Origin of the sequence: Rhizobium sp. SEMIA4064 (genome assembly GCF_003025035.1) — a bacterium.
Taxonomy (GTDB): Bacteria; Pseudomonadota; Alphaproteobacteria; order Rhizobiales; family Rhizobiaceae; genus Rhizobium; species Rhizobium paranaense.
Genome location: NZ_PYJN01000018.1, coordinates 123,223 through 149,333 on the forward strand (window position 1 = coordinate 123,223; position 26,111 = coordinate 149,333).

Annotated in this window: 26 protein-coding genes; 18 read left to right on the plus strand and 8 right to left on the minus strand. The window is 61.0% G+C overall.

The annotated features are described in order from the left end of the window. Window positions 1–111 precede the first annotated feature (111 nt). The 3 genes from C9E91_RS12845 (at window position 112) to C9E91_RS12855 (ending at window position 3,666) form a co-directional block, all read left to right on the plus strand. Entirely contained in the window at window positions 112–1,269 is a 1,158-nt protein-coding gene (locus C9E91_RS12845; protein WP_107108672.1) for a hypothetical protein, read from the plus strand. 212 nt (window positions 1,270–1,481) lie between these two features. Then, window positions 1,482–3,125, plus strand: a complete 1,644-nt coding sequence (locus tag C9E91_RS12850) for a Na/Pi cotransporter family protein (protein ID WP_107108673.1) — start codon at window positions 1,482–1,484, stop codon at window positions 3,123–3,125. A gap of 130 nt (window positions 3,126–3,255) precedes the next feature. Beyond that, a complete protein-coding gene (locus tag C9E91_RS12855; protein ID WP_107108674.1) occupies window positions 3,256–3,666 on the plus strand; it encodes a VOC family protein in 411 nt (136 codons plus the stop codon). Between the two features lie 15 nt (window positions 3,667–3,681). Here the strand turns inward: C9E91_RS12855 and C9E91_RS12860 are convergent, their stop codons facing one another. Next, window positions 3,682–3,942, minus strand: a complete 261-nt coding sequence (locus C9E91_RS12860) for a hypothetical protein (RefSeq protein WP_107108675.1) — start codon at window positions 3,940–3,942, stop codon at window positions 3,682–3,684. A 169-nt stretch (window positions 3,943–4,111) separates the two neighbouring features. Between C9E91_RS12860 and hemF the strand changes: the two genes are divergently transcribed. From hemF to C9E91_RS12875, 3 genes are all read left to right on the plus strand, one after another. Then, window positions 4,112–5,023, plus strand: a complete 912-nt coding sequence (hemF, locus tag C9E91_RS12865; protein ID WP_107108676.1) for an oxygen-dependent coproporphyrinogen oxidase — start codon at window positions 4,112–4,114, stop codon at window positions 5,021–5,023. 90 nt (window positions 5,024–5,113) lie between these two features. Continuing rightward, on the plus strand, window positions 5,114–5,392 hold the full coding sequence (locus C9E91_RS12870; RefSeq protein WP_107108677.1) for a hypothetical protein: 279 nt from the start codon (window positions 5,114–5,116) through the stop codon (window positions 5,390–5,392). 133 nt (window positions 5,393–5,525) lie between these two features. Next, window positions 5,526–5,711 (plus strand): DUF1059 domain-containing protein, encoded by a 186-nt coding sequence (locus C9E91_RS12875; protein ID WP_104825157.1) that lies wholly within the window; start codon window positions 5,526–5,528, stop codon window positions 5,709–5,711. A gap of 17 nt (window positions 5,712–5,728) precedes the next feature. Here the strand turns inward: C9E91_RS12875 and C9E91_RS12880 are convergent, their stop codons facing one another. From C9E91_RS12880 to C9E91_RS12890, 3 genes are read right to left on the minus strand one after another with little or no spacing between them, the layout of a single operon-like run. Further along, window positions 5,729–6,985: a CCA tRNA nucleotidyltransferase gene (locus tag C9E91_RS12880; RefSeq protein WP_107108678.1), complete on the minus strand. Its 1,257-nt coding sequence runs from the start codon at window positions 6,983–6,985 to the stop codon at window positions 5,729–5,731. Further along, complete coding sequence (locus tag C9E91_RS12885) at window positions 6,982–7,617, minus strand: NUDIX hydrolase (RefSeq protein WP_107108679.1); 636 nt, start codon at window positions 7,615–7,617, stop codon at window positions 6,982–6,984. The genes C9E91_RS12880 and C9E91_RS12885 overlap by 4 nt, the downstream gene beginning before the upstream one ends. Further along, complete coding sequence (locus C9E91_RS12890) at window positions 7,614–8,237, minus strand: DUF1285 domain-containing protein (protein ID WP_107108680.1); 624 nt, start codon at window positions 8,235–8,237, stop codon at window positions 7,614–7,616. Before C9E91_RS12890 ends, C9E91_RS12885 begins: the two co-directional genes overlap by 4 nt. Before the next feature lie 168 nt (window positions 8,238–8,405). On the opposite strand from C9E91_RS12890, the gene C9E91_RS12895 reads away from it, so the two are divergent. Genes C9E91_RS12895 through C9E91_RS12915 form a run of 5 tightly spaced genes read left to right on the plus strand, consistent with a single transcriptional unit; the run spans window position 8,406 to window position 15,694 of the window. Further along, window positions 8,406–9,419, plus strand: coding sequence for an AAA family ATPase (locus C9E91_RS12895; RefSeq protein ID WP_107108681.1), 1,014 nt, complete (start codon window positions 8,406–8,408; stop codon window positions 9,417–9,419). A gap of 27 nt (window positions 9,420–9,446) precedes the next feature. Continuing rightward, window positions 9,447–10,367, plus strand: coding sequence for a DUF58 domain-containing protein (locus C9E91_RS12900; protein ID WP_107108682.1), 921 nt, complete (start codon window positions 9,447–9,449; stop codon window positions 10,365–10,367). Further along, window positions 10,364–13,189: a DUF4159 domain-containing protein gene (locus C9E91_RS12905; protein ID WP_107108683.1), complete on the plus strand. Its 2,826-nt coding sequence runs from the start codon at window positions 10,364–10,366 to the stop codon at window positions 13,187–13,189. Before C9E91_RS12900 ends, C9E91_RS12905 begins: the two co-directional genes overlap by 4 nt. Before the next feature lies 1 nt (window position 13,190). Beyond that, window positions 13,191–15,263, plus strand: coding sequence for a hypothetical protein (locus C9E91_RS12910; RefSeq protein ID WP_107108684.1), 2,073 nt, complete (start codon window positions 13,191–13,193; stop codon window positions 15,261–15,263). Between the two features lie 5 nt (window positions 15,264–15,268). After that, a complete protein-coding gene (locus C9E91_RS12915; RefSeq protein ID WP_107108849.1) occupies window positions 15,269–15,694 on the plus strand; it encodes a GNAT family N-acetyltransferase in 426 nt (141 codons plus the stop codon). Between the two features lie 84 nt (window positions 15,695–15,778). Here C9E91_RS12915 and C9E91_RS12920 read toward each other — a convergent pair whose 3' ends face one another. After that, entirely contained in the window at window positions 15,779–16,351 is a 573-nt protein-coding gene (locus C9E91_RS12920) for a GNAT family N-acetyltransferase (RefSeq protein WP_107108685.1), read from the minus strand. A 330-nt stretch (window positions 16,352–16,681) separates the two neighbouring features. On the opposite strand from C9E91_RS12920, the gene C9E91_RS12925 reads away from it, so the two are divergent. Continuing rightward, the gene (locus C9E91_RS12925; protein WP_107108686.1) at window positions 16,682–17,671 is read left to right on the plus strand and encodes a glutathione S-transferase family protein; all 990 of its coding nucleotides are present in this window, start codon (window positions 16,682–16,684) and stop codon (window positions 17,669–17,671) included. Between the two features lie 11 nt (window positions 17,672–17,682). Here the strand turns inward: C9E91_RS12925 and C9E91_RS12930 are convergent, their stop codons facing one another. Further along, window positions 17,683–18,174: an NUDIX domain-containing protein gene (locus C9E91_RS12930; protein ID WP_107108687.1), complete on the minus strand. Its 492-nt coding sequence runs from the start codon at window positions 18,172–18,174 to the stop codon at window positions 17,683–17,685. Window positions 18,175–18,241: 67 nt separating this feature from the next. On the opposite strand from C9E91_RS12930, the gene C9E91_RS12935 reads away from it, so the two are divergent. The 5 genes from C9E91_RS12935 to C9E91_RS12955 all read left to right on the plus strand — a co-directional run bounded on the left by C9E91_RS12935 (window position 18,242) and on the right by C9E91_RS12955 (window position 21,702). Beyond that, window positions 18,242–19,162, plus strand: a complete 921-nt coding sequence (locus C9E91_RS12935; protein WP_245407485.1) for a metallophosphoesterase family protein — start codon at window positions 18,242–18,244, stop codon at window positions 19,160–19,162. A gap of 93 nt (window positions 19,163–19,255) precedes the next feature. Then, window positions 19,256–19,822 (plus strand): hypothetical protein, encoded by a 567-nt coding sequence (locus C9E91_RS12940; protein ID WP_107108688.1) that lies wholly within the window; start codon window positions 19,256–19,258, stop codon window positions 19,820–19,822. A 211-nt stretch (window positions 19,823–20,033) separates the two neighbouring features. Next, entirely contained in the window at window positions 20,034–20,549 is a 516-nt protein-coding gene (locus tag C9E91_RS12945; protein WP_107108689.1) for an RNA polymerase sigma factor, read from the plus strand. Between the two features lie 20 nt (window positions 20,550–20,569). Continuing rightward, the gene (locus tag C9E91_RS12950; protein WP_107108690.1) at window positions 20,570–21,388 is read left to right on the plus strand and encodes an anti-sigma factor family protein; all 819 of its coding nucleotides are present in this window, start codon (window positions 20,570–20,572) and stop codon (window positions 21,386–21,388) included. Window positions 21,389–21,498: 110 nt separating this feature from the next. After that, a complete protein-coding gene (locus C9E91_RS12955; RefSeq protein ID WP_107108691.1) occupies window positions 21,499–21,702 on the plus strand; it encodes a hypothetical protein in 204 nt (67 codons plus the stop codon). Window positions 21,703–21,748: 46 nt separating this feature from the next. Here C9E91_RS12955 and C9E91_RS12960 read toward each other — a convergent pair whose 3' ends face one another. Beyond that, window positions 21,749–22,153, minus strand: coding sequence for a hypothetical protein (locus tag C9E91_RS12960; protein ID WP_107108692.1), 405 nt, complete (start codon window positions 22,151–22,153; stop codon window positions 21,749–21,751). A gap of 304 nt (window positions 22,154–22,457) precedes the next feature. Between C9E91_RS12960 and C9E91_RS12965 the strand changes: the two genes are divergently transcribed. Next, complete coding sequence (locus C9E91_RS12965; protein ID WP_107108693.1) at window positions 22,458–24,308, plus strand: ABC transporter ATP-binding protein; 1,851 nt, start codon at window positions 22,458–22,460, stop codon at window positions 24,306–24,308. A gap of 66 nt (window positions 24,309–24,374) precedes the next feature. On the opposite strand, the gene leuA is transcribed toward C9E91_RS12965, so the two are convergent. Next, window positions 24,375–26,087 carry a 2-isopropylmalate synthase gene (gene leuA, locus C9E91_RS12970; protein ID WP_107108694.1) on the minus strand — a complete coding sequence of 571 codons (1,713 nt, stop codon included), beginning with the start codon at window positions 26,085–26,087 and terminating at the stop codon, window positions 24,375–24,377. Between the last annotated feature and the right edge of the window lie 24 nt (window positions 26,088–26,111).

The following is a 26,111-nucleotide window of genomic DNA, read 5'->3' on the forward strand; positions in this document are numbered from 1 at the left end:
GCAAATCTGGGTGCCACGACGGCCAATTGTCGTTGGCACGTCGGGTAAAGTGTGAGAAGCTTTTTCTGGAATGCTTTACCTAACCTAACGGCAGCTTTGGCGAGGTGACCCATGTTCCAGACGGCATTCACGCTCACCCTCACTCAATTCGCGCGCACCCTCAGCCTCCCCGAGCGGCTACAGCGCTCGCCGCTACGCAATCTCACCCTGGAAGCTCTTCGCCAGCGCAACACTGCGCTCGACGCGCTGTTTTATGACGTCAAGGTCATCACCCCGGATGAGGCCTTCTACCTCAGCGGCTCGCTTGCGGCTGAAGGCTCGATCATGATCGTGCCGCCGAGCGGCGGGGCTGCGATCACACTCTGCGAAACGCTGGAGGAGTTCGCGCTTCGCGGCGGCGGCAATGCCCCGGCACTGGCCATCGCGGGCATCGGTGGCTCCGCCCTTGGTGCGGCCGCCTTCGCCCGCAATGTCGCTGACGCGATCGGCGCGCCGGTCGCCGTCGTCGTCTCCGGATATGGCCTGGCCGACATCGTCACCGAGGCTTTTGGCGGCCACTTCTTCTTCGGCCATCTGAGGGGTCTACGACCGGTCTTCGAAATGCTGGACGATTTTGCTGGGCGGCCGAAATTCGGAGCCACCGACAAGAATGATGGCGAAACGGCCTCGCGCACCAGCCTCGATACCAGGACTGTGCGTGCGCTTCTTGCCGACCCCCGCTTCTCCTTCCGCCTGCTGGCCGGCCACTCGAAAGGCAATCTGGTTATTTCGGCCGCCCTTCACGACCTCTACAAGCAGGATCAAGTCCGCGCCGAGACGTTGGCGAAGAGATTGAAGATCGTCACTATCGGCACCCGCATCGCCATGCCACCGATCTTTACTGATGTCGTCGATATCATCGGCGAATGGGACTGGTTCGGCGAGATGAACTCCAGACCATTCATTTCGACCGATCAGCACATTCCGCATGCCTGGCACCACACCAACACGGATTTGGCTGGCCACCTGCCTGTCACCAGAGTGCTGAAAGAGATCTTGGCCGATGCCACGATTTCGCAGGAGTCTGAAGCGGCGCCGACCCTGCATGTGGTGGCCGAGCCGGAGGCGTCGAAAGCCGAAACCACCGTCCCACGGTCTTCGGAGCGCACGACGCGGCGGCCCGCAACGATCGATAAGGTGAAAGAAGCCTTCTCTGAAAAAACGTTGCCCGACATCCCGCCGAGAAAAACCGACCGATCCGGTGAAATGCAGCCGCCGAAGCCGCATTAAAATCAGGCGCTCCGCAAATATTGTTCAGATATGTCGCTCGCAGTGTTGAAGCGCGGGCCATAAGAGGCATATTATATTTAGCCGGCAATCAAATCGCCGCCCGTTCATCGGACAGGAAAAAGCACTGAAAATCATGCCTTTTCAGAAGCTTATGCTTGATTTCCGATAATTGCTGAAAACACGATGGCATGAGAAAGACATAAAAAGACGAAATGGAATCCACCATCGTGATGATCAATTTGTTCGGCGCCGTTGCTTTGCTGCTGTTCGGCCTCGCGCAAGTAAAGGATGGTGTATCACGCGCCTTCGGCGCCAAACTCAGAACCGGTCTTGCCAGCGGCACGCGTAGCGGGCTCCGCTCCTTCACCTCCGGTTTCGTGGCGACGGTGGCACTGCAGAGCTCGACCGCAACGGCGCTGATGATCGCCTCGTTCGTGGAGCGCGAGCTTGTCTTGCCGAGCATGGCGCAGATCGTGTTGCTCGGCGCCAATGTCGGTACCGCCGTGACAGCCTGGATCGTCGCGACCGGTATCGAATGGCTGTCGCCGCTGCTCGTTCTCGTCGGCATCGTGCTCTATCGCCGCTCGTCCACCGCCAAACAAGGCGCCGGTGCGGCGCTGATCGGCATTGGCCTCATGCTGCTGTCGCTGCAATTGCTGAGCCTTGCCACTGCGCCGATGCGGCAATCGCCGGCGCTTGCCGCCTTTATTGAGCTGCTCGACGGCGCCCTGCCCGTGGCTTTGATCTTTTCAGCCGTGCTCGCTTTCGTTTCGTCGTCCAGCCTTGCCATGGTCGTGCTGATCCTGTCGCTCGCCTCGACTGGCATCCTTTCTCCGGCCCTGACAGTCGCACTCGTGCTCGGCGCCAATCTCGGCGGCGCGATCCCGCCGGTCATGGCCACCCTCTCCGGCCCTGCCACTGCGCGGCGGGTGACGCTCGGCAATCTGATCGTGCGCACCATCGGGTGCCTCATCGTTCTGCCCTTTGCGGGCTATATCGGCGCGTGGCTGCAAGCCCTGCATTTTTCGCCGGCCAAGCTGCCCGTCGACGTCCATCTGCTCTTCAATATCGCCCTCGCGCTCTGCGCTTGGCCCTTCTCGTCCTTCCTGTCGAAAACAATGCAGCGGCTCGTGGCCAACGATCCGCAGGCCGACGACGGACCGAAATTTCTCGATCATAACGCGCTCAACACGCCAGTCGTCGCACTTGCCAGTGCGACGCGCGAGGTTCTGGGCGTCGGCGACCTCATCGAGCGCATGCTGATCCGCACGGAAAACGCCTTCAACAACAATGATCTGACGCCTCTGAAGGAAATTGCGGTTCTGGAGAAGCGCGTCGACCGGATCCAGCAGGAGGTGAAGATCTATCTCTCCAAGCTCGGGCGCGAAGGATTGGACGACGAAAACGGCCGCCGCTCGATCGTCATCATCGACTATGCCATCAACCTCGAACATATCGGCGACATCATCGAAAAGGGTCTGGCCGAACAGGTGGCGAAAAAGATCGGCAAAGGTCTGACCTTCTCCGACGATGGCTATCAGGAGCTGCAGAGCCTTTTCAAGCTGACGATCGATAATCTGCGCATCGCCCAGACCATCTTCGTCACCCGCGATTTCAACCTCGCCCGCCAACTCATGGAGGTGAAGGTCGACGTTCGCCGGCTAGAGAAGCAATCCTCCGAGCGCCACCTCGAACGCCTGCGCGACGGCCGTGTCGACAGCCTGCAGACCAGCTCGCTGCACCTCGACATGCTGCGCGACCTGAAGCGCATCAATGCCCACATCGTCTCGGTGGCGCATCCGATCCTGGATGAAAGCGGGCTGCTGATCGAGAGCCGGTTGCGAAACACGCAATAGCCGCTTCGACCTCCCCATCCTTGTGTTTTGATTTCGCTCAGCAATACAGAGATTTCCCCGGCATTACATTATCGCCACTTTAGAAGCCTATGTTGTAGGGCATTCTCAGATGACAGATGGAGGAAACGTCATGCGTCTGGATGCCTATCTGATCTTTGACGGCGATTGCCGGCAAGCCCTCGAGTTCTACCACCAATGCCTTGGCGGTGAACTCACTATCATGGACTACAGCCATCCGAATGTGGCGAGCCAAACGCCGGAGCACTGGCGCGAGAAAGTCATGCATGCGCGGCTGACGGTCGGCGATGCGGTCTTGATGGCTTCTGACGGCAGGCCGGGTGAAACCGGCAAGAAATACGGTTTTTCGATCTCCGTTCAAATTGACAGGGCGGAAGAAGCGGAGAAACTGTTTGCGGCGCTGCAGGAGGGCGGCACGGTGACCATGCCGATCGATGAAACCTTCTGGGCAGAGCGTTTCGGCATGCTGGTCGACAAATTCGGCGTGCCGTGGATGATCAATTGCCAGCGTTCGACCGCCTGAAGACATTCCGCCGATTCAATCGGCGGACGGCAGGCGTCGCATGGTGAATTCGATGCGATCGCCTTCCACCTGCCGCCAGCTTTCGACTTCGGTCCAATAGGCGGCTTTCGGAAATTCATCGAACCACTCGCGCGCCTTGGCGCGCGCTTCCGGGCGGCTGAGACAAAAAGTCTCGCGGACAAAATCACTTTTCCCGCCGGCGGACGCTTCCTGCCGGTAACGTGATATTCTGCGTCTCAACCCGTCAAGGGGCGGCGGTCCGGGTATCTTCATCATGAAACCTCGCCTTCGAGAGGGAAGATAATACCGCATTTGGCAATTTGCGAGTCGATTCTCCGGCGAGCCCAGCGCGCTGGTGACGATGCGATGATGCTGATATTCAAACCGGGAATCGACCTTACGAGAATCGCGGGCCTATAGCGGCCCGCATCGCCGGAGAGCATGCATGGAACGACCGGAACTTCCCAAGGGACTACCCGAGGACATCGAAGAGAAGAAAGAAGCGGCAAAGGGCTGGTTTGAAAGCCTGCGGGACGCGATCTGCGCCCAGTTCGAACAGTTGGAAGACGAGCTTGCCGGCCCCCTCTCCGCTCAGGAGCCGGGGCGTTTCGTCGCCAAGGATTGGCTGCGGGAGAATGGTGAAGGCGGCGGCGGACGCATGTCGATCATGGAAGGCCGTGTCTTCGAAAAGGTCGGCGTGCATACGTCCACCGTTTACGGCGAATTCTCGCCCGATTTCCGCAGTCAGATTCCGGGCGCCGAGGAAGATCCGCGCTTCTGGGCTTCCGGCCTGTCACTGATCGCCCACCCCGTCAACCCGAATGTCCCGACCGTGCATATGAATACGCGGATGGTGGTGACGACCAGCCACTGGTTCGGCGGCGGCGCCGACCTGACGCCGGTGCTCAACCGGCGCCGCACACAGGAGGATGCCGACAGCGTCCTCTTCCATCGCGCGATGCAGATTGTTTGCGATCGTCATACGGTTGCAGATTATCAGCGCTATAAGACCTGGTGCGACGATTACTTTTATTTGAAGCATCGCAATGAGCCGCGCGGCATCGGCGGCATTTTCTTCGACTGGCTGCATTCTGGGGAGGAAGCAGGTGGTTGGGACGCCGATTTCGCCTTCACGCGCGATGTCGGGCGTGCCTTTTCGATGGTCTATCCGCGGATCGTGCGCTCGAACTTCAATGAAGTATGGTCCGAGGAGGATCGTGACGAACAATTAATTCGTCGCGGACGCTATGTGGAGTTCAATTTACTCTACGATAGGGGTACAATATTTGGGTTGAAGACAGGGGGCAACGTAGAGTCGATCTTATCGTCCTTGCCACCCGTCGTGCGTTGGCCCTAGAATGGCAAATGCTAATAAAAGAAAACCCTTGAATTAGTTCGGAGGAGTACCGAGGTTAGGTAATGCTCGTTTCAATCGGAGGAGGTTGTAATGGCAGTACAGAATCAAGTGGCAGAAACCGCGAATGACCGAAAACTTTCGCGGGCAGTCGATACGCCGGAATTCGTCGTGCGGCTGGCTGAAGACATGAGGATCAGAAGCGGGTCGGATCTGCCACTCTCCTGCTTCATCGAGCAGGTCAGAATGCAATTGGCAGGCAAGTCGCCAAGCGACGTCGCCCGCATCGTATCCGATCGCCCGGCAAGACAAGCGCCCATTCCGAAGTATCAATCTTCGGATTGCTTCAAATCCTGGGCCATGCCGGATTGATATACCGGAACATCGTCCGGCAGGGTGGAGGCCCTGCCGGACGTCCGAAACCTTTCCCCACCTTTTGCGTTTTGACCTTCAGGCCGTTTGTGGCGTGAAGTCTTTTATGGCGTCAAAATATCAGGAGGCAGATATGCGACTGTTCGAATGTGGTACTCTGGTGCCCGGCTGCGACTGGCACACTCGGGCCAATGATGATGCCGAAGTGGTTCGCCGCGCTGTCGAGCACATGCGCAACGCCCATGGCGAGACGATCATCCGCGAAAACATGGTCGACAACATCAAGGCCCGCATTCGCGACGAAGCAAGCGCCGCCTGATCATTGGACCATAAGCATCAGGACTCGATCAGTTCCTTGAGCCGGGCGAGAAGAGCCGCCCGGTCCATAGCGAAATTGCTGTCGACCCATTGCTGCTCGAGTTTACCCAAGATATCGCCGACACGAGGCCCTGCGCCAACGCCGGCGGCAAGCGCATCTGCGCCATTGACCGGAAAGACCGGCTTCTTCCAGCGTGCCGTCCGCTCCAGCAATTTACCGAGCCGTGCAGCGCGCGCCATCTCCTCGAAATCGCCTTCCGCCTTGCCCCGAGCAACGGCAAGCGCCAGTTTCAGGCGCGCGGCAATGCCGGGTGCATCATGGCGGTAGAGCAAACGATTAAAGGCTGCTTCAGACACATCGTCCTTGATGCCGGGCGCATTCGCCCAGTCCTGCAAATAGCCCGCTTCGGCCTTCGACAACTTGAGCCGTTCGCCAAGCTTTGCCAGCCTCGCGGCATCCGGCGGCACAATGGCGGCCAGCCGCAGCAGCGGATCGGGCGCCCAGCCGAGCGCCTGTTCTGTCGCTATAAGCGCGGGAATGGCGTCGATGCCCCACTTCTCGGTTTCCGGCAGCACCTCGGTCAAAATGCCGACCTGCCGCATCCAGAGCAACACCCGGCCTGGATCTTTGGCCGCAAGCAGCTTCTTCATCTCCGACCAGACACGCTCGGCCGAAAGCGCCGCGATCTTCGAGCGCGCGGCCGCGCAGGCGCGCAATCCGTCCGCATCCGGTCTTCCGCTGCCGTAATAGGCGAAAAAGCGAAAGAAACGCAGGATCCGCAGATGATCCTCGGCAATCCGCGTCGCCGCATCGCCAATGAAACGGATATTGCGGCGTTCCAGATCGGCAAGCCCGCCGATCATATCGACGACTGCGCCATCGGCAGAGGCATAGAGCGCGTTGATCGTGAGATCGCGCCGCTCGGCATCGGCCTGCCAATCATCGCTGAAAGCCACCCGCGCACGCCGGCCGTCCGTTTCAACATCGCGCCGCAAGGTAGTGATTTCGAAAGGCTTTCCGTCGATGACCAGCGTCACCGTCCCATGCGCGATGCCCGTCGGCACCGCCTTGATGCCGGCGGCAACGGCCCTTTCTACGACGGTCTCGGGCAGCAATGTCGTGGCGATATCGATATCGGCTACCGGTAGCCCGAGCAGGCTGTTGCGCACAGCTCCGCCGACGACACGCCCCTCGCCGCCATCGGCGTTCAACAGTGCCAGCACCCGCTGCAGCGCTCCGTCCTGGAACCAGGCCTCACCAGCAATGGAGGTCATGAATAGAGCCTTTCGTAAAGCGTGCGGACAATGCCGGCGGTAATGCCCCAGATCATACGCGGGCCATAGGGCATGCGGTAAAAATGTCGCTCCATCCCCTGCCAGACCATGCTGTCGGTCACATGATGGCCGGGATTCATGAGGAAGGAGAGCGGCACTTCGAAAGCATCCTCGACTTCGGTGGGATTGAGAGCCAGTTCGAAGCCGGGCTTGACCACGGCGAGGATCGGCGTGATGCGGAAGCCGGTCGCAGCCAGATAATAGGGCAACCGAGCCACCGGCTCGATGAAAACATCCGCCAATCCGATCTCTTCGCCCGCCTCGCGAACCGCTGCCATTTCCGGCGAAGCATCCTCCGGGTCGATGGTGCCGCCGGGAAAGGCGATCTGGCCGGAATGTTTGCGCAATGTCGAGGTGCGCAGCGTGAAGATGACATTGGCGTCGTCGCCATCGTCCACCACGGGCACCAGCACTGCGGCATCGCGCAGCTTCAGGCCTTCGACTTGCAAAATGGTGTCCCGATTGAGCGCGTGGTCGCCATGGTCGCGCCACGCAAGCTCGATCGGACCGCCGCTCTGATTGAGCGCACGGCGCCGGAACTCGGCGGCGGAATAAAGCGGGAATTCGCTCATCGCGTCAACGCGTCCAATTCGGCGACCGGCATGACTGGAAAGATCGTGCCGCCCGAACGCACGCAAAACATCTCGCGCCCCGCGATCACAACGGTCTCGCCGAGCTCGACAAGATCATACATCACCGCGCGCGTCACCAGCGCCTCCAGACGGCCGCGAACATGGAGATAGGGCTTCAGCTCGTCGTTCTCGCCGCGGATGACGAAACGGATCGGATGCTCCCTGCCCGCCTCGACAACGTCGCCGACATTGGTGCGGAACGTTAGTACCCGCTTGCCTTCGCGCTCGGTCACGCTCATTTCGACGGCGATGAAGGGCGCGTCGACGACGCGGATACCGACCTTTTCCACAGGCGTAACGAGATAGGTCTTTTGATCCGCATCCCTGCGCAGCACCGTCGAAAACAGCCGGACCAGTGGCGCACGGCCGATCGGCGTTCCCATGTAAAACCAGGTGCCATCAGCACGGATTTCCATGTCGATATCGCCGCAAAATGGCGGATTCCAGCGATCGACGGGCGGCAGGCTCTTCTTGCGTCCGCCGGCATCTCCGGCCGCGCGCGAAATCAGCGCAGCCAGACTTGCCGCATCGCTCGCCGCTCTGATTTCCTCGGTTGCCATTCTTCCGTCCCGGTTTGTGCTTAGTTACGAATACGACCGCCTCTCACGAGATAGTCATTCGAAACGTGCTTGTCAGCTATCTTCATGGCGATAAGTTCTATTGATTATGGGGCAAATGTGTAAGGTCTGCGAATCGCGCGTACCGTTTTTCTGCCGTTGGAGACGCAAATGGGCATGATCAAATCGACCGAAACGAGCCTCGACGACCAGGCCATCATCGCATCCGCCGAACAGGCGTTGAAAGATATCGCCTCCATACGCGCCGAAGTCTCCAAGGTCATTTTCGGCCAGGAAAGCGTCGTGGAGAACACGCTTCTTGCCGTGCTGGCCGGCGGTCATGCTCTGCTCGTCGGCGTGCCCGGCCTCGCCAAGACCAAGCTGGTGACCACGCTCGGCGCCGTTCTCGGCCTCGCCGCCAACCGTGTCCAGTTCACCCCGGACCTTATGCCGTCCGACATCCTGGGCTCGGAAGTCATGGACCAGGATGAGACCGGTCGCCGCTCCTTCCGCTTCGTCAAGGGGCCGGTCTTTGCGCAATTGCTGATGGCCGACGAAATCAACCGCGCTTCGCCGCGCACGCAATCGGCGCTGCTGCAGTCCATGCAGGAGTATCATGTCACCATCGCCGGGCAGCGCTACGATTTGCCTGCGCCGTTCCATGTCCTGGCAACCCAGAACCCGCTGGAACAGGAAGGCACCTATCCGCTGCCGGAGGCGCAGCTCGACCGCTTCCTGCTGCAGGTCGATGTCGATTATCCGGAGCTTGCCGACGAACGCAAGATCCTGCTTGAAACCACCGGCCTCAGCGAAGCGACGCCTCATGCCGTGATCGATGCCGCGCGCTTGATGGAAATCCAGAAGTTGATCCGCCAGATGCCCGTCAGCGACGGCGTCGTCGACGCCATCCTGTCCCTGGTGCGTTCCGCGCGCCCCGGCCAAGGCAATGAAGCGACAGACAAGCATGTCGCCTGGGGTCCTGGCCCGCGCGCCGGCCAGGCAATGATGCTCTGCGCCCGCGCCCGTGCGCTTTATGAAGGCCGGCTTGCGCCGTCGCTCGACGATGTGCACGCCCTGGCCGAGCCGGTGCTGGAGCATCGCATGGCGCTGACCTTTGCTGCCCGCGCAGACGGCATGTCGGTACGAGACGTGATTGCCGGGTTGATCAAGCGATCGAGATCGTAACCCAGGATGTCAAGGAGAGTATAGCGCGTGGCATCCATCGGACAGATCGTCAGCCCGACCCCAGGCAATGATGCCCTCTCCCGAGCCCGCAGCCGTGCTGCCCTCGTGCCGGATTGCCTTGTCGAAGCCAAGCGCATCGCCAACACCGTGATTGCCGGCTGGCATGGCCGGCGCAAGCGCGGCATCGGCGAAAATTTCTGGCAATTCCGCCCCTATACCGAGGGCGAGAGCCTGTCCCGCATCGACTGGCGCCGCTCGGCCCGTGACGATCATACCTATATCCGCGACCATGAATGGGAAGCGGCCCACACCATCTGGCTCTGGGCCGACATGTCGCCGTCGATGATGTACAAATCAACCTACGGCCATGTCTCGAAGGAAGGCCGTGCTCTGGTGCTGATGCTGGCGCTCGCCGAAATCCTCGCCCGTTCCGGCGAAAGGATCGGTTGCCCCGGCATCATGGAGCCGGTCTCCGCCCGCAACGCCGCCGAACGGCTGGCGGCCGCCCTGATGCACACGCCGCTCGAAGGTGGCCTGCCGCAGACCACCATGATCCGCGGCTGGAGCGATATCGTGCTGATCGGCGACTTTCTGGACGAAGCCGACAGCGTCATGGGCCGGATCGGACCGCTGGCCCGCCGCGGATTGCGCGGCCACGTGGTCGAGGTCGCCGACCCTGCCGAAGAGGTCTTCCCCTATAGCGGCCGCACCGAATTCACGGATCCGGAAAACGGCGCGAAGCTGGTGGCTGGCCGCGCGGAAAACCTGCGTGAAGATTACCAGCGCGCCTATCTCGCCCGCCGCGAAAACCTCGGCCAGTCCCTGCGTCATCTCGGCTGGACCTTCGTGAGCCACCGCACCGACCGGCTGGCATCGGAAGCGTTGGTCGCCGTGCATATGTATCTCTCCGGCATGCCCGCCAAAGCGACGCTTGGGGGGCAGCCATGAACGCGCTTTCCTTCGCTTTCGCTTCCCCAGCCATCCTCAGCGCATTGATCCTGCTTCCGGCGATCTGGTGGCTGCTGCGCCTGACGCCGCCGCATCCGAGAGCGGAAGTCTTTCCGCCGCTGCGTATCCTGGCAAAGATCCTGAAGCGCGAGGAAACGCCTGCGCGCAGCCCATGGTGGTTGACGCTGCTGCGTATGATCCTTGCGACTCTGGTCATCCTCGCCATCGCCAATCCGATGTTCAATCCGCGGAGCAATACGCTGTCGAGCGGCGGACCTTTGGTGCTGCTCATCGACAATAGCTGGGCGAGTGCCGCCGATTGGGAGCGCCGTGTGCAGACGGCCGATGCGCTGATCGACGACGCGGACGCCAAAAGCATCCCCGTCTCCATCGCCTTCACCGCAGATCGGAGCAACGACACCACGCCGGGCGCCGCTGCCGCCGCCCGTGACAAGCTGCACGCGGCCAATGCAAGGCCGCTGGTGCCTGATCGCCAGCGCGCCGCCCAGGCCATCAAGGCCGCGTTGAATGGCACGAAGCCGGGCACGATCGCCTTCCTTTCCGACGGCGCCGAAAGCAGGGACAAGGACGATATCGTCAACCAGCTTGCCACCCTGGAGCCCAGCGATCTGCGGCTGATCCAAAGCGATGGCAACGAGGTACTGGCAATCACCGGCGCCACCAATGCCGCCGACAACATGACTGTCACCGCGACACGGCTGAACGGCAGCAGCCCGCTGCGGCTGGGGCTCAGCGCACTGGACAATCAGGGTCGGCCGATCGCGGCTGGCTCATTGAATTTCGCCGGCGGCCAGACGGTCGCGACCGGCACCATCGCTGCCCCCTTCGAAATGCGCAATGATTTCGCCCGCATCAGCATCGACCGCCATGCGAGCGCCGGCGCCGTGCATCTCCTCGACGACGGTTTCAAGCGTCGCCGTGTGGCGCTGCTGTCCGGACAGGCGGCCGACGAGTTCCAGCCGATCCTGTCGCCGCTCTATTACATCCAGCGCGCCCTGCAGCCCTATGCCGATCTGGTCCAACCGAACAGCGCGGATCTGGCGAAGTCGATCCCCGAGCTGCTCGCCGGCAATCCCTCCGTCATCATCATTGCCGATGTCGGCCGCCTGCCGCAGGAAAGCTACGCGCCGTTGCAGCAATGGATCCAGAACGGCGGTACGCTGGTGCGCTTCGCCGGACCGCGCCTTGCAGCCGCTCCCGCCGACGATCCGCTGGTGCCGGTTACGTTGCGCCAGGGCGAGCGCACCTTCGGCGGCGCGCTCTCCTGGGCCGAGCCACAGCCGCTTGCCGATTTCCCCTCCTTCGGCCCCTTCGCCGGCATGCCGAAGCCGACCAATGTTCTCATCAAGCGCCAGGTGCTAGCTGAGCCCACACCCGATCTTGCTGAACGCACCTGGGCAAGCCTTGCCGACGGAACGCCGTTGGTGACCGAAAAGCAGATGCAGGCCGGTCGCATCGTTCTCTTCCATGTCAGTGCCGAACCTGAATGGTCCGATCTGCCGATCTCGGGCGATTTCGTCGAGATGCTGCGCCGTATCGTGCAACTTTCCCGCTCCGGCGGCGTCAACTCGGCCGAAAGCACCCCGAAGACCAGCGAAGCGCTGCCGCCATTCCGGCTATTGACCGCCAAGGGCGTGCTGACGAGCGAGACCGGCAATGCCCGCCCGCTCACTCCAAACAACAAAGACGCAATCGCGGCCAACTTCGACAACCCGCCCGGCCTTTATGGCTCGGAAGAGGGCTTTACAGCGCTCAACGTCCTACCCGATGGCGCAGAACTCAAGCCGCTGGATGTCTCCGGCGCGGGCGTATCCGTGACGCGTGAGGGGCTGATCGGCGGCGAGGCTTGGTCGGCCAAGCCGATCCTCTTCACCATTGCCTTCCTGGTGCTTCTAGCAGACAGCCTGATCGTGCTTTTCATGAACGGTGCCTTCCCGCGTCTCAGAAGATCGACGAAGACAATCGCCGGCGGTGCCGCCGTGCTGTTGCTCGCAATCTCGGTTGCCGCCTTCCTGCATCCGACGAATTCCTGGGCCGACGATTCCAAACCCGGCGACGACACTACCTATCAGCGGCTCGACAAGACCCATCTTGCCTATGTCGTCACCGGCGAATCCGACGTCGATCATATTTCCGAGCGTGGACTTGCCGGCCTCTCCGATTTCCTCACCTACCGCACGACTCTGGAGCCGGGTCCGCCTGTCGGTTTGGATCTCAGCAAGGATGAGCTTGCCTTCTATCCCATCATCTATTGGCCGATTTCCGCCACCGCGCCGATGCCGTCCACCGATGCCATCAACCGCATCGACGCCTATATGCGCAATGGCGGCACCGTGCTGTTCGACACGCGCGACGCTATCGATACGATGGGCGACAACACCACGCCGAGCCCGAACGGCCAGCGGCTGCAGGCGATCCTCGCCAATCTCGACATTCCGGCGCTAGAGCCGGTGCCGGCCGGTCATGTGCTCACGAAATCCTTCTACCTGCTGTCCAGCTTTCCCGGCCGCTACGCCGATAGCCCGCTGTGGATCGAGGCGCGGCAGGATACGCGCGGCGACGGCCATGCGGTCGCTTCGTCAGACGGCGTGACCCCGATCATGATCACCGGCAACGACTTCGCCGGCGCCTGGGCGACCGACGACAATGGCTCGCCGCTGCTGCCGACCGTGCCGCCGGACGAAACCCAGCGCGAATATGCCTACCGCACCGGCGTCAACATCATGATGTACATGCTGACCGGCAACTATAAGTCCGATCAGGTGCACATCCCGGATATTCTGGAACGGTTGGGGCAGTAAGATGAATATTGGTTTCGCCCCGTTCCTGCCCTGGCCCATCCTCGCCGCCCTTGCGGTGCTGACGCTTGCCATCGCCGCGCTCGCGATCTACCGCCGCATGCGCGGCAGTGGTATCCGCGCGCTGGCGGCATTGGCCCTGCTCGCCGCCCTTGCCAATCCCGTATTGATGCAGGAGGACCGCGACCAGCTCTCCACCATCGTTCCCGTCATCGTGGACCGCAGTCCGAGCCAGGAGACGCCGGAGCGCATCAAGATGACCGACGATGCGCTGGCCGCACTGAAGGATCGGCTGGCGCAATTCCCGCGTATCGAGCCGCGTATCGTCGAAGTGCGCGAACCCGCCGAATCCGAGTCGCCTTCGACACGCCTCTTCGCTGCGCTCTCGTCAGCGACCGCCGATGTGCCGCCCGCCCGTGTCGGCGGTGCGATCTTCCTGACGGACGGCCAGATCCACGATATTCCCGGCGTCAATCAGGCACTCGGCTTCGACGCACCGATCCACGGGCTGATCACCGGTAAGCCGGACGAGTTCGATCGTCGCATCGAGGTGGTGCGCGCGCCTCGCTTCGGCATCGTCAACGACGAGCAGCAGCTCGTGTTGCGCGTTGTCGATGATGGCAAAAGCCCCGGCGGCACCGCAGCCGTCACCGTCAGGATGAATGGCGACGAGATCGCCACGCTGCAGGCGACGCCCGGCCAGGACACGCCCTTCAGCTTCAAGGTGCCGCGCGCCGGCAACAATGTGCTCGAATTCGCCGTCGCCGAAGTCCCCGGCGAAGTGACGCCCATCAACAATCGCACCGTTCAACTGATCGAAGGCATCCGCCAGAACATGCGTGTGCTGCTCGTCTCCGGCGAACCGCATGCCGGCGAGCGCGCCTGGCGCAATCTTCTGAAGTCGGACGCCTCCGTCGACCTCGTGCATTTCACCATCCTGCGTCCGCCGGATAAGCAGGATGGTACGCCAATCAACGAGTTGTCGCTGATCGCTTTCCCGACGCGCGAACTCTTCGTCGACAAGATCAACTCTTTCGACCTGATCATCTTCGACCGTTACCAGGACCGCCCCAACGTCCTGCCGACGATTTATTATGATTACATGGCCCAATATGTCGAAAACGGCGGCGCATTGCTGGTGGCCGCCGGTCCCGAACATGCGGCCGGCAATTCGATCGCGCTGACGCCGCTATCCTCTGTCCTCCCGGCAGAGCCGACCGGCCAGATGATCGAGAAGCCTTTCTATCCGCGCCTGTCGGAACAGGGCCGCAAGCACCCGGTCACGCGCGGCCTCGACGGATCGGACACCGAGCCGCCGCATTGGGGCCGCTGGTTCCGCAGCGTCGATGTGGAGAAGCCGCAGGGCCAGACCGTGATGGTCGGCGCCGATAACCATCCGCTGCTGGTTTTGAACCGCGTCGGCCAAGGCCGCGTCGCCATGCTGCTTTCCGACGAAGGCTGGCTCTGGGCGCGCGGCTATGAAGGCGGCGGACCGCATGTGTCGCTCTATCGCCGCATCGCGCATTGGCTGCTGAAGGAACCGGCTCTGGAGGAAGAGGCACTGACGGCAAACGCCGCCGGCCGTACGCTGGAAGTCACGCGCCAGACGATCGGCGACGATCCAGGCCCCGTCACCGTCAAAGCGCCCTCCGGCAAGACGCAGACCCTGCAGTTGAAACAGGCGCAGCCGGGCCTCTATCAGGCCCAGAAGCACATGAGCGAAATCGGCCTTTACCAGATCACCAGCGGCAATCTTTCGACGCTGGTGCATGTCGGCGCCGTCGACGCGCCGGAATTCAAGGCGATGATCTCGACGACGGAAACGCTGAAGCCCCTGGCAGAAAAGACCAAGGGGCTTGTCACCCGCGTTGCCAGCGCTGGCGGCGGCGTCACCGTTCCGCCGATCCTACCGGTGCGCGGCGCCGTTCGCATCGCCGACGACCAACGCCTGACCATCCGCATGACCGACGAAACCGTCCTGAAGGGCGTCAACAACCTGCCGCTCTTTGCAGGCTTCGCCGGTCTTGCCGCTCTCCTCTTCGCATTCTCCGCAATGTGGTGGCGCGAAGGACGGTGAACATGATGCCGCAACTCGATGTGACCGACACCCCGTCAGAAAGTGAACTCGCGGCGATCGGCGAAGGATTGACGGCCTTCAACGCCGCCGATGTCGGCCCTTCCAAGCGCCGCTCGCTCGCCGTTCTGATCCGAGACGAAAGCGGCAAGACCATGGGCGGCATTTCGGGTTATACGGCCTGGGGCTGGCTGTTCACCGCGTGGCTGTTCGTGCCGGAAACGCTGCGCGGTCAGGGCATGGCGGGAAAGCTGCTGGAAGCAGCGGAGACGGAAGCGATCACCCGCGGCTGCCAAGGTGCCTGGATCGACACTTTCAATCCGCAGGCGCTGCGCGCCTATCAGCGGCAGGGCTATGTCATCTTCGGCGAACTGCCGGAATTTCCCATCGGACGCAGCCGCTATTTTCTACAGAAAAAACTATCGCCCCGCTGATGGAAACGGGACGATAGGCTTCTTTTTACAGATGCCCGCGCGATGCAGCCGGCAAGCGACAGATGGCTTGTGGAAGTCGCGGCGTTAGCCGGCGATTGCCCTCAACGGCAAATCGTCATCGTCATTTTCCTCATCGGAGACAACAACCGGGATGTCCGCGTCCCGCCAGGCGATCGTGCCCGTGAGCCGCGCATGCGTGTCGGCGGCGATCGGCACGACGAGTACCCTGTTGGGATCGACCGGCCCCGGAAAAGCGAGCGCGTTGTAGGCGACTTTCTCGAAGCCGAGCGGACCATAATAAGGCGGATCGCCCACCAGGATCACCGCTTCCGACCCCCCGCGCTTGGCGGCTTCGACGGCGATCCGCACGAGCTCGCGGCCGATACCCTGGTTCTTGTGGGAAGGCCGGACGGCGAGCGGTCCCAGCAGATGCCCCTTGACGGAACCCGCCAGCACCGGCGTCATCCGGACAGAGGCGATCGTCTCGCCATCATCTGCGCAGATGAAGGAGAGCGAGCGGTCATGCGCGCCCTGCTCGCGAATCCGCGCTGCGGCACGGGTAAACCGACCGGGACCAAATGCTTCTTCGTTGATGAGTTCGATGACAGCGTCATGCGACGCGTCCTCAGTGAGGTAGACCAATTCGTGCTTGTGCATTAGACCAAAGAAACCAGATAGACATACGGGATGGTTCTCGAAAACGCTTGTCGAGCGTTCGGGATCATCGGCGTCGTCGCAGGCTTCTGATTGCTTCCATAGCAAGTGGTCCTCAAAGTGTGACAAGCCCGATAGCAGGAAATGCCCGGCTCGTCCAATGCAAAATGCGAGCGGCCGGTTATTGAGGCATGATCTTGTCCGAAAACCACTTCGCACTTTTCGCGATCATGTCTGTGACGCACTGTTCATCGTTTGCCGTCTCGAAATTCCGCCGGCATGCCGTATTTTCCAGGTCAAGTTCCTCGACAGGATTTCCGAAAGGACAGAGTAATGGGCATGATGGTTGACGGCGCCTGGCATGACATCTGGTACGACACCAAGGAAACCAAGGGTCATTTCAAGCGCGCGGCTTCGCAGTTTCGCAACTGGATCACCGCGGACGGCACGCCGGGTCCGAGTGGTGTGGGCGGTTTCAAGGCCGAGGCCGGCCGCTATCATCTCTATGTTTCGCTCGCCTGCCCATGGGCGCACCGTACCCTGATCTTCCGCAAGCTGAAGAAGCTCGAAAACCTGATCTCCGTTTCTATCGTCGATCCGCTGATGCTGGAAAACGGCTGGGAGTTCAAAGATCGGGATGGTGGGACTGTCGATAACCTCTTCGGCGCAAAGGCGCTCTGGGAGGTCTACGCCAAGGCCGATCCGCATTATTCCGGCCGCGTCACCGTTCCCGTCCTCTGGGACAAGAAGACCGGTACCATCGTCAACAACGAATCCTCCGAGATCATCCGCATGTTCAACAGCGCCTTCGACGGCCTGACCGGCTCGAAGGACGATTTTTATCCGATGGACGTGCGCGGCGACATCGATGCGCTGAACGAGATCGTCTACGACACGGTCAACAACGGCGTCTACAAATCCGGTTTCGCCACGACGCAGGAAGCCTATGAGGAAAATGTGCTTCGCCTGTTCGAAACCCTAGATATGCTCGACAAGCGCCTGGAACGAAGCCGCTACCTCTTCGGCGACCGGCTGACCGAGGCCGACTGGCGGTTGTTCACCACACTCGCCCGCTTCGATGCCGTCTATGTCGGCCACTTCAAATGCAACATCCGCCGCATCGAGGATTACCGCAATCTATCCGGATATCTGCGCGACCTCTACCAGATCCCGGGAGTCGCCGAGACGACCAATCTCATGCACATCAAAAATCACTATTATTGCAGCCACAGGACGATCAACCCCACCGGCATCGTCCCCGTCGGCCCTGACCTCGATTTCGAGCGCCCGCACGCCCGGGAGCGGCTGGCAAAGGCGGCTTGAGGCAGCAAGGCCTACCAATAATTCGAGGGCGGCGCGTCGCCCTCCAGCTCCTTCAGCCGCCGGTAAGTTGCCCTAGTCGTTCCAGGCGGCAGGGCATCGAGCGGAAAGAAACCGCTTTCGACGATTTCGAGATCCGGCTTGCGCGGCACGGTCTGCTCGACCTCCACACGGTAGAAGACGACGTGATCGCGTTTGCTGGTCCGGTTGTTGAAGTAGACGTGGAAGATCTGCGGCCGGCCGGATATCACCAGATTGCCCTCTTCCCGCAATTCCTTCGCCAACGCCTGTTCCACTGTCTCATGCCGCTCAACACCGCCGCCGGGCATGTGCCAGCCGGCGACATACGAATGCCGAACCAGGAAAATCCGCCCCTGACTGTCGAAACAGGCCGCCCGCACACCCATGGTCATGCTGCGGGTGAGCACAAAATAGCTGTGCAGCATTCGGCCGAACAGCTTGGCCCGCCAACCGCGGGCTTCGTCGGGAGCAGTGCTGTCATTCATGCTGCGGTCCGCCGTTGCGTTCCACCATCGAAAAACCGATGTATTTGTTTTGACAATAGACTGAGCTATGTCTCATCTCATGTTCAAGCTCGCGCATATTTCCGACGTTCACCTAGGCCCCTTGCCTCGGCTTTCGATCAGAGAACTCGCCTCCAAACGCATTACCGGATTTGTGAACTGGCACCGAAACCGGCGCAAGCATCTTTTTGGCGGAACGCTCGATCTTCTGCTCGACGACATCAGGTCAAAGCAGGCCGATCATCTGGCGGTGACCGGCGATCTCGTCAATCTCGCCAGCGGTATCGAAATCCGCACTGCCGCGGAATGGCTGAAGACGCTCGGCGACCCTGCCTTTACCTCCGTCGTACCCGGCAACCACGATGCCTATGTGCCCGGCTCCTATGAGAAGGCCATGCGCGCCTGGTATCCATATGTCCAGGGCGACCATGCGCCGTCTGAGTGGCAGGAGGATCGGCGCATTTTCCCCTATCTGCGCATTCGCGACCGCGTCGCGCTGATCGGCTGCTCGACGGCGGTGGCGACGCCCCCCTTTGCCGCCAGCGGCTTCTATTCGGCCCGGCAGGCACGCGAGACAGTCAATATGCTGCGCGCCGCCGGCGAGGCCGGCCTTTTTCGCGTTGTTATGATCCATCATCCGCCGATCCGAGGCGCAACCAGCTTTTACAAGCGCATGATCGGCATCCGCCGCTTCGCCGCTGTGGTCTCGACGGGCGGTGCGGAACTCGTCCTGCACGGCCACACGCATCTTAACACGCTGCATTGGCTGAGGGGGCAGACCGGCCCGGTGCCCGTCGTCGGCATCGCATCGGCCTCGCAGGGTCCCGGCGGGCTGAAGCCGGCCGCTGCCTACAATCTCTTCACCATCGACGGCCATCCCGGCGCCTGGGAGCTCAAGGCCGAGCGCTTCAGCCTCAATGCACGGGGCGACGACGTAGAGGAGCAAGGCGTCGATATCCTGGCTTCATAAGCTCTGGCATTTTGTGAAGGCGGCCCCGTCGTTTCGGTGGCGTTTTCGAATATCCGGCGCTACAATTCTCACATCGGATTTCAGGAGGATGGAATGGGTTTTGGTGTAGCGATGAAGAGTTCGGCCGTGACTGCGCTTGCGGTCGGATTTCTGTTTGGCGCCAGCCTGCAGGCTCTCGCCGCCGGCTCCGAGGGCGACGAGACGGCACCACCGCCGAAGACCAAAACCACAACCAAATGTACTGACGGCAAGGTCTGGGACAAGGATAAAAAAGAATGCGTGAAACCGCAGAAAAGCGGCTTCAACGACGATAAGCTTTTCCAGGCGGCGCGCGAATTCGCCTATGCCGGCCAATATGACAACGCCATCACCGTCCTGAAACTTGCCAAGAACCAGGACGATCCCCGTATTCTCAACTATCTCGGTTATTCCAACCGCAAAGCCGGACGCATGCAGCTCGGCATGACCTATTATCGCAAGGCCCTCCAGCGCGACGAAAACTACATTCTCGCGCGTTCCTATATGGGCCAGGCGCTGCTCGAGCAGGGCGATGTGCAGGCGGCGCGTGTGCAACTTGTTGAAATCCGCGATCGCGGCGGCGAAAACACCTGGGCCTATCGCGCGCTGCTGCAATCGCTGAATGGTCAAATCAGGTATTGAGACAGGTGCGAGAACCCCATTCCTCAAGATCGTGTGAGAAGTGGAGATGAAGCGCACAACCGCTTTTTGAAGACTTGCGAAACGGCACGAAAATGGTTCATACCAACACAGAACGATCCTTCGGCTCAGTTAGCTTTTTCCGCAAGAAAGGCCGTCTTTTGCCGAAGGACGACCGCAGCTCGACAACCCTCAACGCCCCTGTGGAAAGACAATGCCTACGCCGGTAGCCGCCATCGACATCAGACGAGATCTGGTAGGCCTTCTTCCGAAGCTCCGGCGCTTCGCCTTGACACTGGCCGGCGATCTGACTGACGCGGACGAGCTGGTGCAGGGCGTTTGCCAGCGCGGCATTGCGAAATTCCATCTGTGGAACAATGACGGCCGGCTCGAAAGCTGGCTCTACACCATGGCCCGCCATCAATGGGTGGAAGAGTCCCGACGCCATCGGCTGCGGCCTGCCACCAAGGGTAGCGCCTTGGAACAAGGCGAACTGGCAACGCCGGGCATGCGTACCAATCCTGTCGAAGCAAGCGAAGCGCATCAGATGGTCACATCTTTGCCCGAAGGACTTGCCAGTGTCTTCCTGCTCGTCGATGTCGAAGGGCATAGCTACAAACAGGCGGCCGATATTCTTGGCATCTCCTTGTCGACGGTGGCGTCCCGGCTTTCCGGCGCCCGCCTTCGCCTCGCCACTCAAGGTCACAGCCGCTCGCCGCGAAGGTTTTAGCATTGCAGGATATGAAAAAAATGCCGCTCGAAACTCGTTTGTCCGCCTTTATGGACGGCGAGACGAGTCGCGAGGAGAAAGAGGAGCTGGAGCGGCTCATCGCCTCCGATCCGGAAGCGCGGCGGATTTTCGATGAACTGAAGCATGGCTCCGATGTCGGCCGCAAGGCTTTCGACGAGGTACTGAAGGAGCCGGTGCCGCTAGCTTTGGTGCGCTCCATCAAAAGCGCGCAGGCGCCGAAGCCGCGCGAGCCCGCCCCTCGCCTTTCCCGGCCATCCCTGAAGCTTGCTCCGACCGGTCGCCAGGCGCTCGCCGCCGCTCTCATCCTCTTCGTGGTCGGTGGCGGCATCGGCTATCTCTTCGGCGTCCAGCCGTCCAGCGCGCCGGCTGCGACCCCGGCTGCACCGGCCCCGAGCCGCACATGGCTGGACGATATTGCCGCCTATCACCGCATCTATGCGCATCAGCCTCGCCATGTCGTCGAAGTACAGGCGACTGAAGCCGACGAGATCATCCAATGGCTGAAGGGGACCGTCGGCGTGAAATTCAACGTGCCGGATCTCGCCGCCGATGGGTTGGTCTTCCAAGGCGCGCGCATGTTCATTGCCACCGGCAAACCGGCCGGTCAGTTGATCTACAAGGACCTCGACGGCGACGTCATCGCCATCTGTTTCATGAAAGATGAAGGGGTCGCCGACGACGGCAATTTTGACGAGACCATCAGGGATGATGTGAGCATCGTATCCTGGCATCGCAACGGCACCGCCTATGCCGTCGTCGGCCCCTCCTCCGACGCGATGCTCGACCAGATCGCCGACCGGGTATCGACGGAAATTTGAGCTGAGCCGCCACAGCCCTGCTTGCGACTTTCATGCAGCCCGAGGATACTATCAGTCAGTCCATCGCGCCCGGAGCTTCAGCCGACGGGCGCATTCCCTGGAGATTGACCATGTCCGACATTCTGTTGACCATCCCGGAGATTGACGAGCGCATTGCGGCAATAAGAGAAAATCTCCGCGAGTTGATCGAACAGGCGGCCGCATATTCCGGCGCAGCGGACGAGGAACTCGCATCGACACGCATCGCCGAGCAGGAGGAAGAGCTCGAACGCCTGATGAAACGGCGCGAGGAACTTTCCGGACAAAAGCCCTGACGGCGAGAAGACGGCGTTGACTTGTCTGCCGTCTCCTCTCGCAAGATCAGCGAGATCGCGCCGGCGAAATCGTTGCCGTGGCCTGCTCACTTGAAAAGATGATGAAGGCGAACAGCAGAACGCCGATGAAGATCACGATCGACGCTGCCGCAACGATCGGCTCCATCGCCATATTGCCGAGAAGCATCATATACAATGCCGGCACCAGGACTGCGACGCCGGCTGTGTAGACACAATATTGAATCATCGCCAGCCGCCTTTCCGCCTTTTGCGGGTTCAGCGCATGATAACCGCCGAAGAGTGCCATGGTCACCCAGCCGAGGAGATTGGCATGCGCATGGGCGCCGATGACGCTATGATCCTCGGTAATTGCCATTTTCAGGCCTATTCCAATTCCGATGATCAGAAAGATGATTGCTGTCTTGAAATACAGATTGGCAACGCGTGGCATGACGTTCCCCCCAGATAGGATTGCCGGCAGTTTAAAATATCACGCCGATCCGCCTGCCGGGAATTCAGCTTAATGGACGATAGCGGGGTCGATTTCACCCATATCGGGGGAAGCGCCTTTCTATGGATGCCATTTTTGCTGACATTAGCGCCATCATGCGCTATACAACCGGCAAGCGACTTGAGAGGAGAGCGTTTGATGAAAACCCACGGCACCGGAAACCACCGCTGAAAAGCAGTGCCGTGAAGGGCTGCTTGTTCGGCCCATCCATCAAACTGTCATCTCGCGCCCCTGGAGGGCACTCATGTTTCGTCGCTTTGAAAAGCTCGTCGATCCGTTCCAACATTATGCCGATCTGAACCCGCCATCCGATCCATGGCGGTATCTGAAGGGCAACCTGCATCCGTTCCGCTTCGTCATGGCAATGAGCCTTGCCCTGACCGTCATCGGTGCGGCGATCGAGATCTGGCTCATCGGCTATACCAGCCAGCTCGTGGATATCCTGGCAGCCGCTCGGCCGGATCAACTTTGGGCATCCCATGGCACCGAATTGCTGGCTGCCGCCGCCCTTGTGCTGATTGGACGGCCGCTTGCCGGCTATGTCAGGGAAAGCCTCGACGACATCGCATTTCGGCCGAATGCCGAGACCTTGTTTCGCTGGCGCGCCCATCGCCACGTCCTGCGGCAATCCGTTGGCTGGTTCCGCCAGGATTTTTCCGGGCGCATCGCCAGCCAGGTGCGCGACATCGGCAATTCCGCGACTGGAGCGGCCTATGCGGTGCTGCATACGCTATCCTTCGTGACAATCTATGTCGCCGGCTCGCTCTGGCTCATGGCCTCGATCGATCTGCGTCTCATCTGGCCACTCCTCGTCTGGCTCTGCTGCTATCTGGGTCTGATGGCGTTGGTCATCCCGCGGCTTCGCAGAGCGTCCGAGGACTTTCAGGGCGCCTATGCAGCGCTCACGGGCATGTTGGTCGACACCTATGCCAATATCGACATCATCAAGCTCTTTGCCAATGCGGCCGAAGAAGACCGTGAAGGACGGGAGCGCTTCGCCGCTGCCCGCAAGACCTTCGTGCGCGTGCAGAAGCTCGAAGTCATGGTCAATTCGAACATGCTGTTCCTGGGTAGCTGTCTGATCGTCGGCCTGGTCGGCTATGCCGTGATCCTTTGGCAGGCCGGCAGCGCGCCGCTCGGTCTGATTGCCGCCTCACTCGCCTTGAGTTTCCGCATCACCGGCATGGCGGAATGGATGCTCGACGCCGTCTCGTCGCTGTTCGGTCACCTCGGCGCAATGCGGCAATCGCTGCTGACCGTGACGCAACCGCTCACCGTCACGGATGCGCCTGATGCCCGCCAACTCACAGTCAGTGGCGGCGGTATTACCTTCAAGAAGGTGACGCATCATTATGGCAAGGGTAGTGGCGGCCTGGCCGGCGTTTCACTGCGGATCGCACCCGGCGAAAAGGTCGGCCTCGTCGGTCGTTCCGGCACCGGAAAGTCGACGCTCGTCAATCTGCTATTACGGTTCTTCGATCCGGAAGCGGGTTCCATCGAAATCGACGGACAGAATATTCGCGGGATCACCCAGGAGAGCCTGCGCAGACAGATCAGCATGGTGACCCAGGACGCTGCCCTGCTCCACCGCTCGGTTCGCGATAACATCGCCCACGGCGATCCCCGGTTCTCCGAAAACGCGATGATGGCGGCGGCGGACAAGGCGGCGGCGAGCGGATTTATCGCAACGCTCCGGGATCACGAAGGCCGCACCGGCTACGATGCCCATGTCGGCGAGCGCGGCGTCCAGCTATCGGGCGGACAAAGGCAACGCATCGCCCTTGCCCGCGCCATCCTCAAGGATGCGCCGATCCTCGTGCTGGACGAAGCGACGTCGGCGCTGGATTCGGAGGTGGAGGCTGTTATCCAGGAGACGCTCTATGGCGTCATGGAGGGCAAAACGGTCATCGCGATCGCCCATCGCCTGTCGACCATCGCGCGGATGGATCGCATCGTCGTCCTCGATGAAGGGCGGATCGCAGAAGACGGGACCCATGGCGATCTGCTCGCGCAAAACGGCATCTATGCCGCATTATGGGCACGCCAATCCGGCGGCTTCATTGGCGACGATGATCCCGTCTTGAACGACGGATAGTGGACAAAAAAAATCCCCTCGATGACATCGAGGGGATTTGTCTTCACTAGGCGATGCGGCTGAAATTCAGCCCTGTTTCGCCCGGATATCGAGCACGCGGTTCGCCGCCGAGACGATCGCCTCGAGAGAGGCGGCGACGATGTTGGTATTGATGCCAGCACCGAAGAGCTTGCCGCCGGGATAGGAGGTCTCGACATAGGAGATTGCCGCGGCATTCGAGCCATGCTGCAGCGAATGCTCGGAATAATCCTCGACCGACATCGGAATGTCGAGATAGATCGAGAGAGCATTGATGAAGCCGTCGATCGGGCCGTTGCCGCGGCCTTCGATGCGCTTCACCTCGCCATTGTCGGTGATCTCGGCTGCGACGATCCGCTGCCCCCTGTTCTCGGGATCGGCGAAGGTGTGGTGGTCGACGAAGCGGATGCGCGCGTCGGACTGGGTCACGTAACGCTCGATGAAGTGGTCGTAGATGCGCTTGGACGGCAATTCCTTGCCCTCTTCGTCGGTGATGCGCTGGATCTCTTCGCGATATTCCACCTGGAGATTGCGCGGCAGGTTGAGCCCGTAATCCTGCTGCATGATGTAGGCGATGCCGCCCTTGCCCGACTGCGAGTTGATGCGGATGATCGCCTCGTAGGTGCGGCCGACATCCTGCGGATCGATCGGCAGATACGGCACTTCCCAAACCGGATGGTTGGCGACCTTGGCGGCCTTCATGCCCTTGTTGATCGCATCCTGATGTGAGCCGGAAAAGGCGGTGTAGACCAGTTCGCCGACATAGGGGTGGCGTTCGCCTATCGCCATCTGGTTGGAATATTCGAAGACTTCTTTCATGCGCTCGATGTTCGAGCAATCCAGCTCCGGATCGACGCCCTGCGTGAACATGTTCAGCGCCATGGTGACGACATCGACATTGCCGGTACGCTCACCGTTGCCGAACAGCGTGCCTTCGACGCGGTCGGCGCCGGCCATCAAGGCCAGTTCGGCAGCGGCGATACCGGTGCCGCGGTCATTATGCGGATGCAGCGAGATGATCAGGTTTTCGCGGTTGTCCAGATTGCGGCACATCCATTCGATCTGGTCGGCATAGATGTTCGGGGTCGCCATTTCGACGGTGGAAGGCAGGTTGATGATCAGCTTGTTGTCCGGCGTCGGCTTCACTACGTCGATGACGGCGTTGCAGATTTCCAGCGCCACCTCCAGTTCGGTGCCGGTGAAGCTTTCCGGCGAATATTCGAAGCGATAGCCGCCACCCGCCTTGGCCGCCATGTCGGTGATCATCTTGGCCGCATCGACGGCGATCTCCTTGATCCCCTTCACATCCTTGGCAAACACCACGCGGCGCTGCAATTCGCTGGTGGAATTGTAGAAATGCACGATCGGCTTGTTGGCGCCTTCCAATGCCTCGAAGGTGCGGGTGATCAGCTCCGGCCGGCACTGCACCAAAACCTGCAGCGACACGTCGTCGGGCACATTGCCTTGCTCGATGCACCAGCGGGCAAAGTCGAAGTCGGTCTGTGATGCCGAAGGAAAACCGATCTCGATTTCCTTGAAGCCCATCTCCAGCAACAGGTGGAACATGCGGGCCTTGCGGTCGTGGCCCATCGGATCGACGAGCGCCTGGTTGCCGTCACGCAGATCGACGGAGCACCAAATCGGCGCCTTGGTGATGGTTTTCGAAGGCCAGGTTCGGTCGGGAATATTGATCTGCGGGTAAGCGCGGTACTTCGCCGCTGCGTCGGGCATGCCTTTGGGGGAATGGCTGTTCGCGTCCATGTTTCGTCTCTTCCTTTCCCGTCA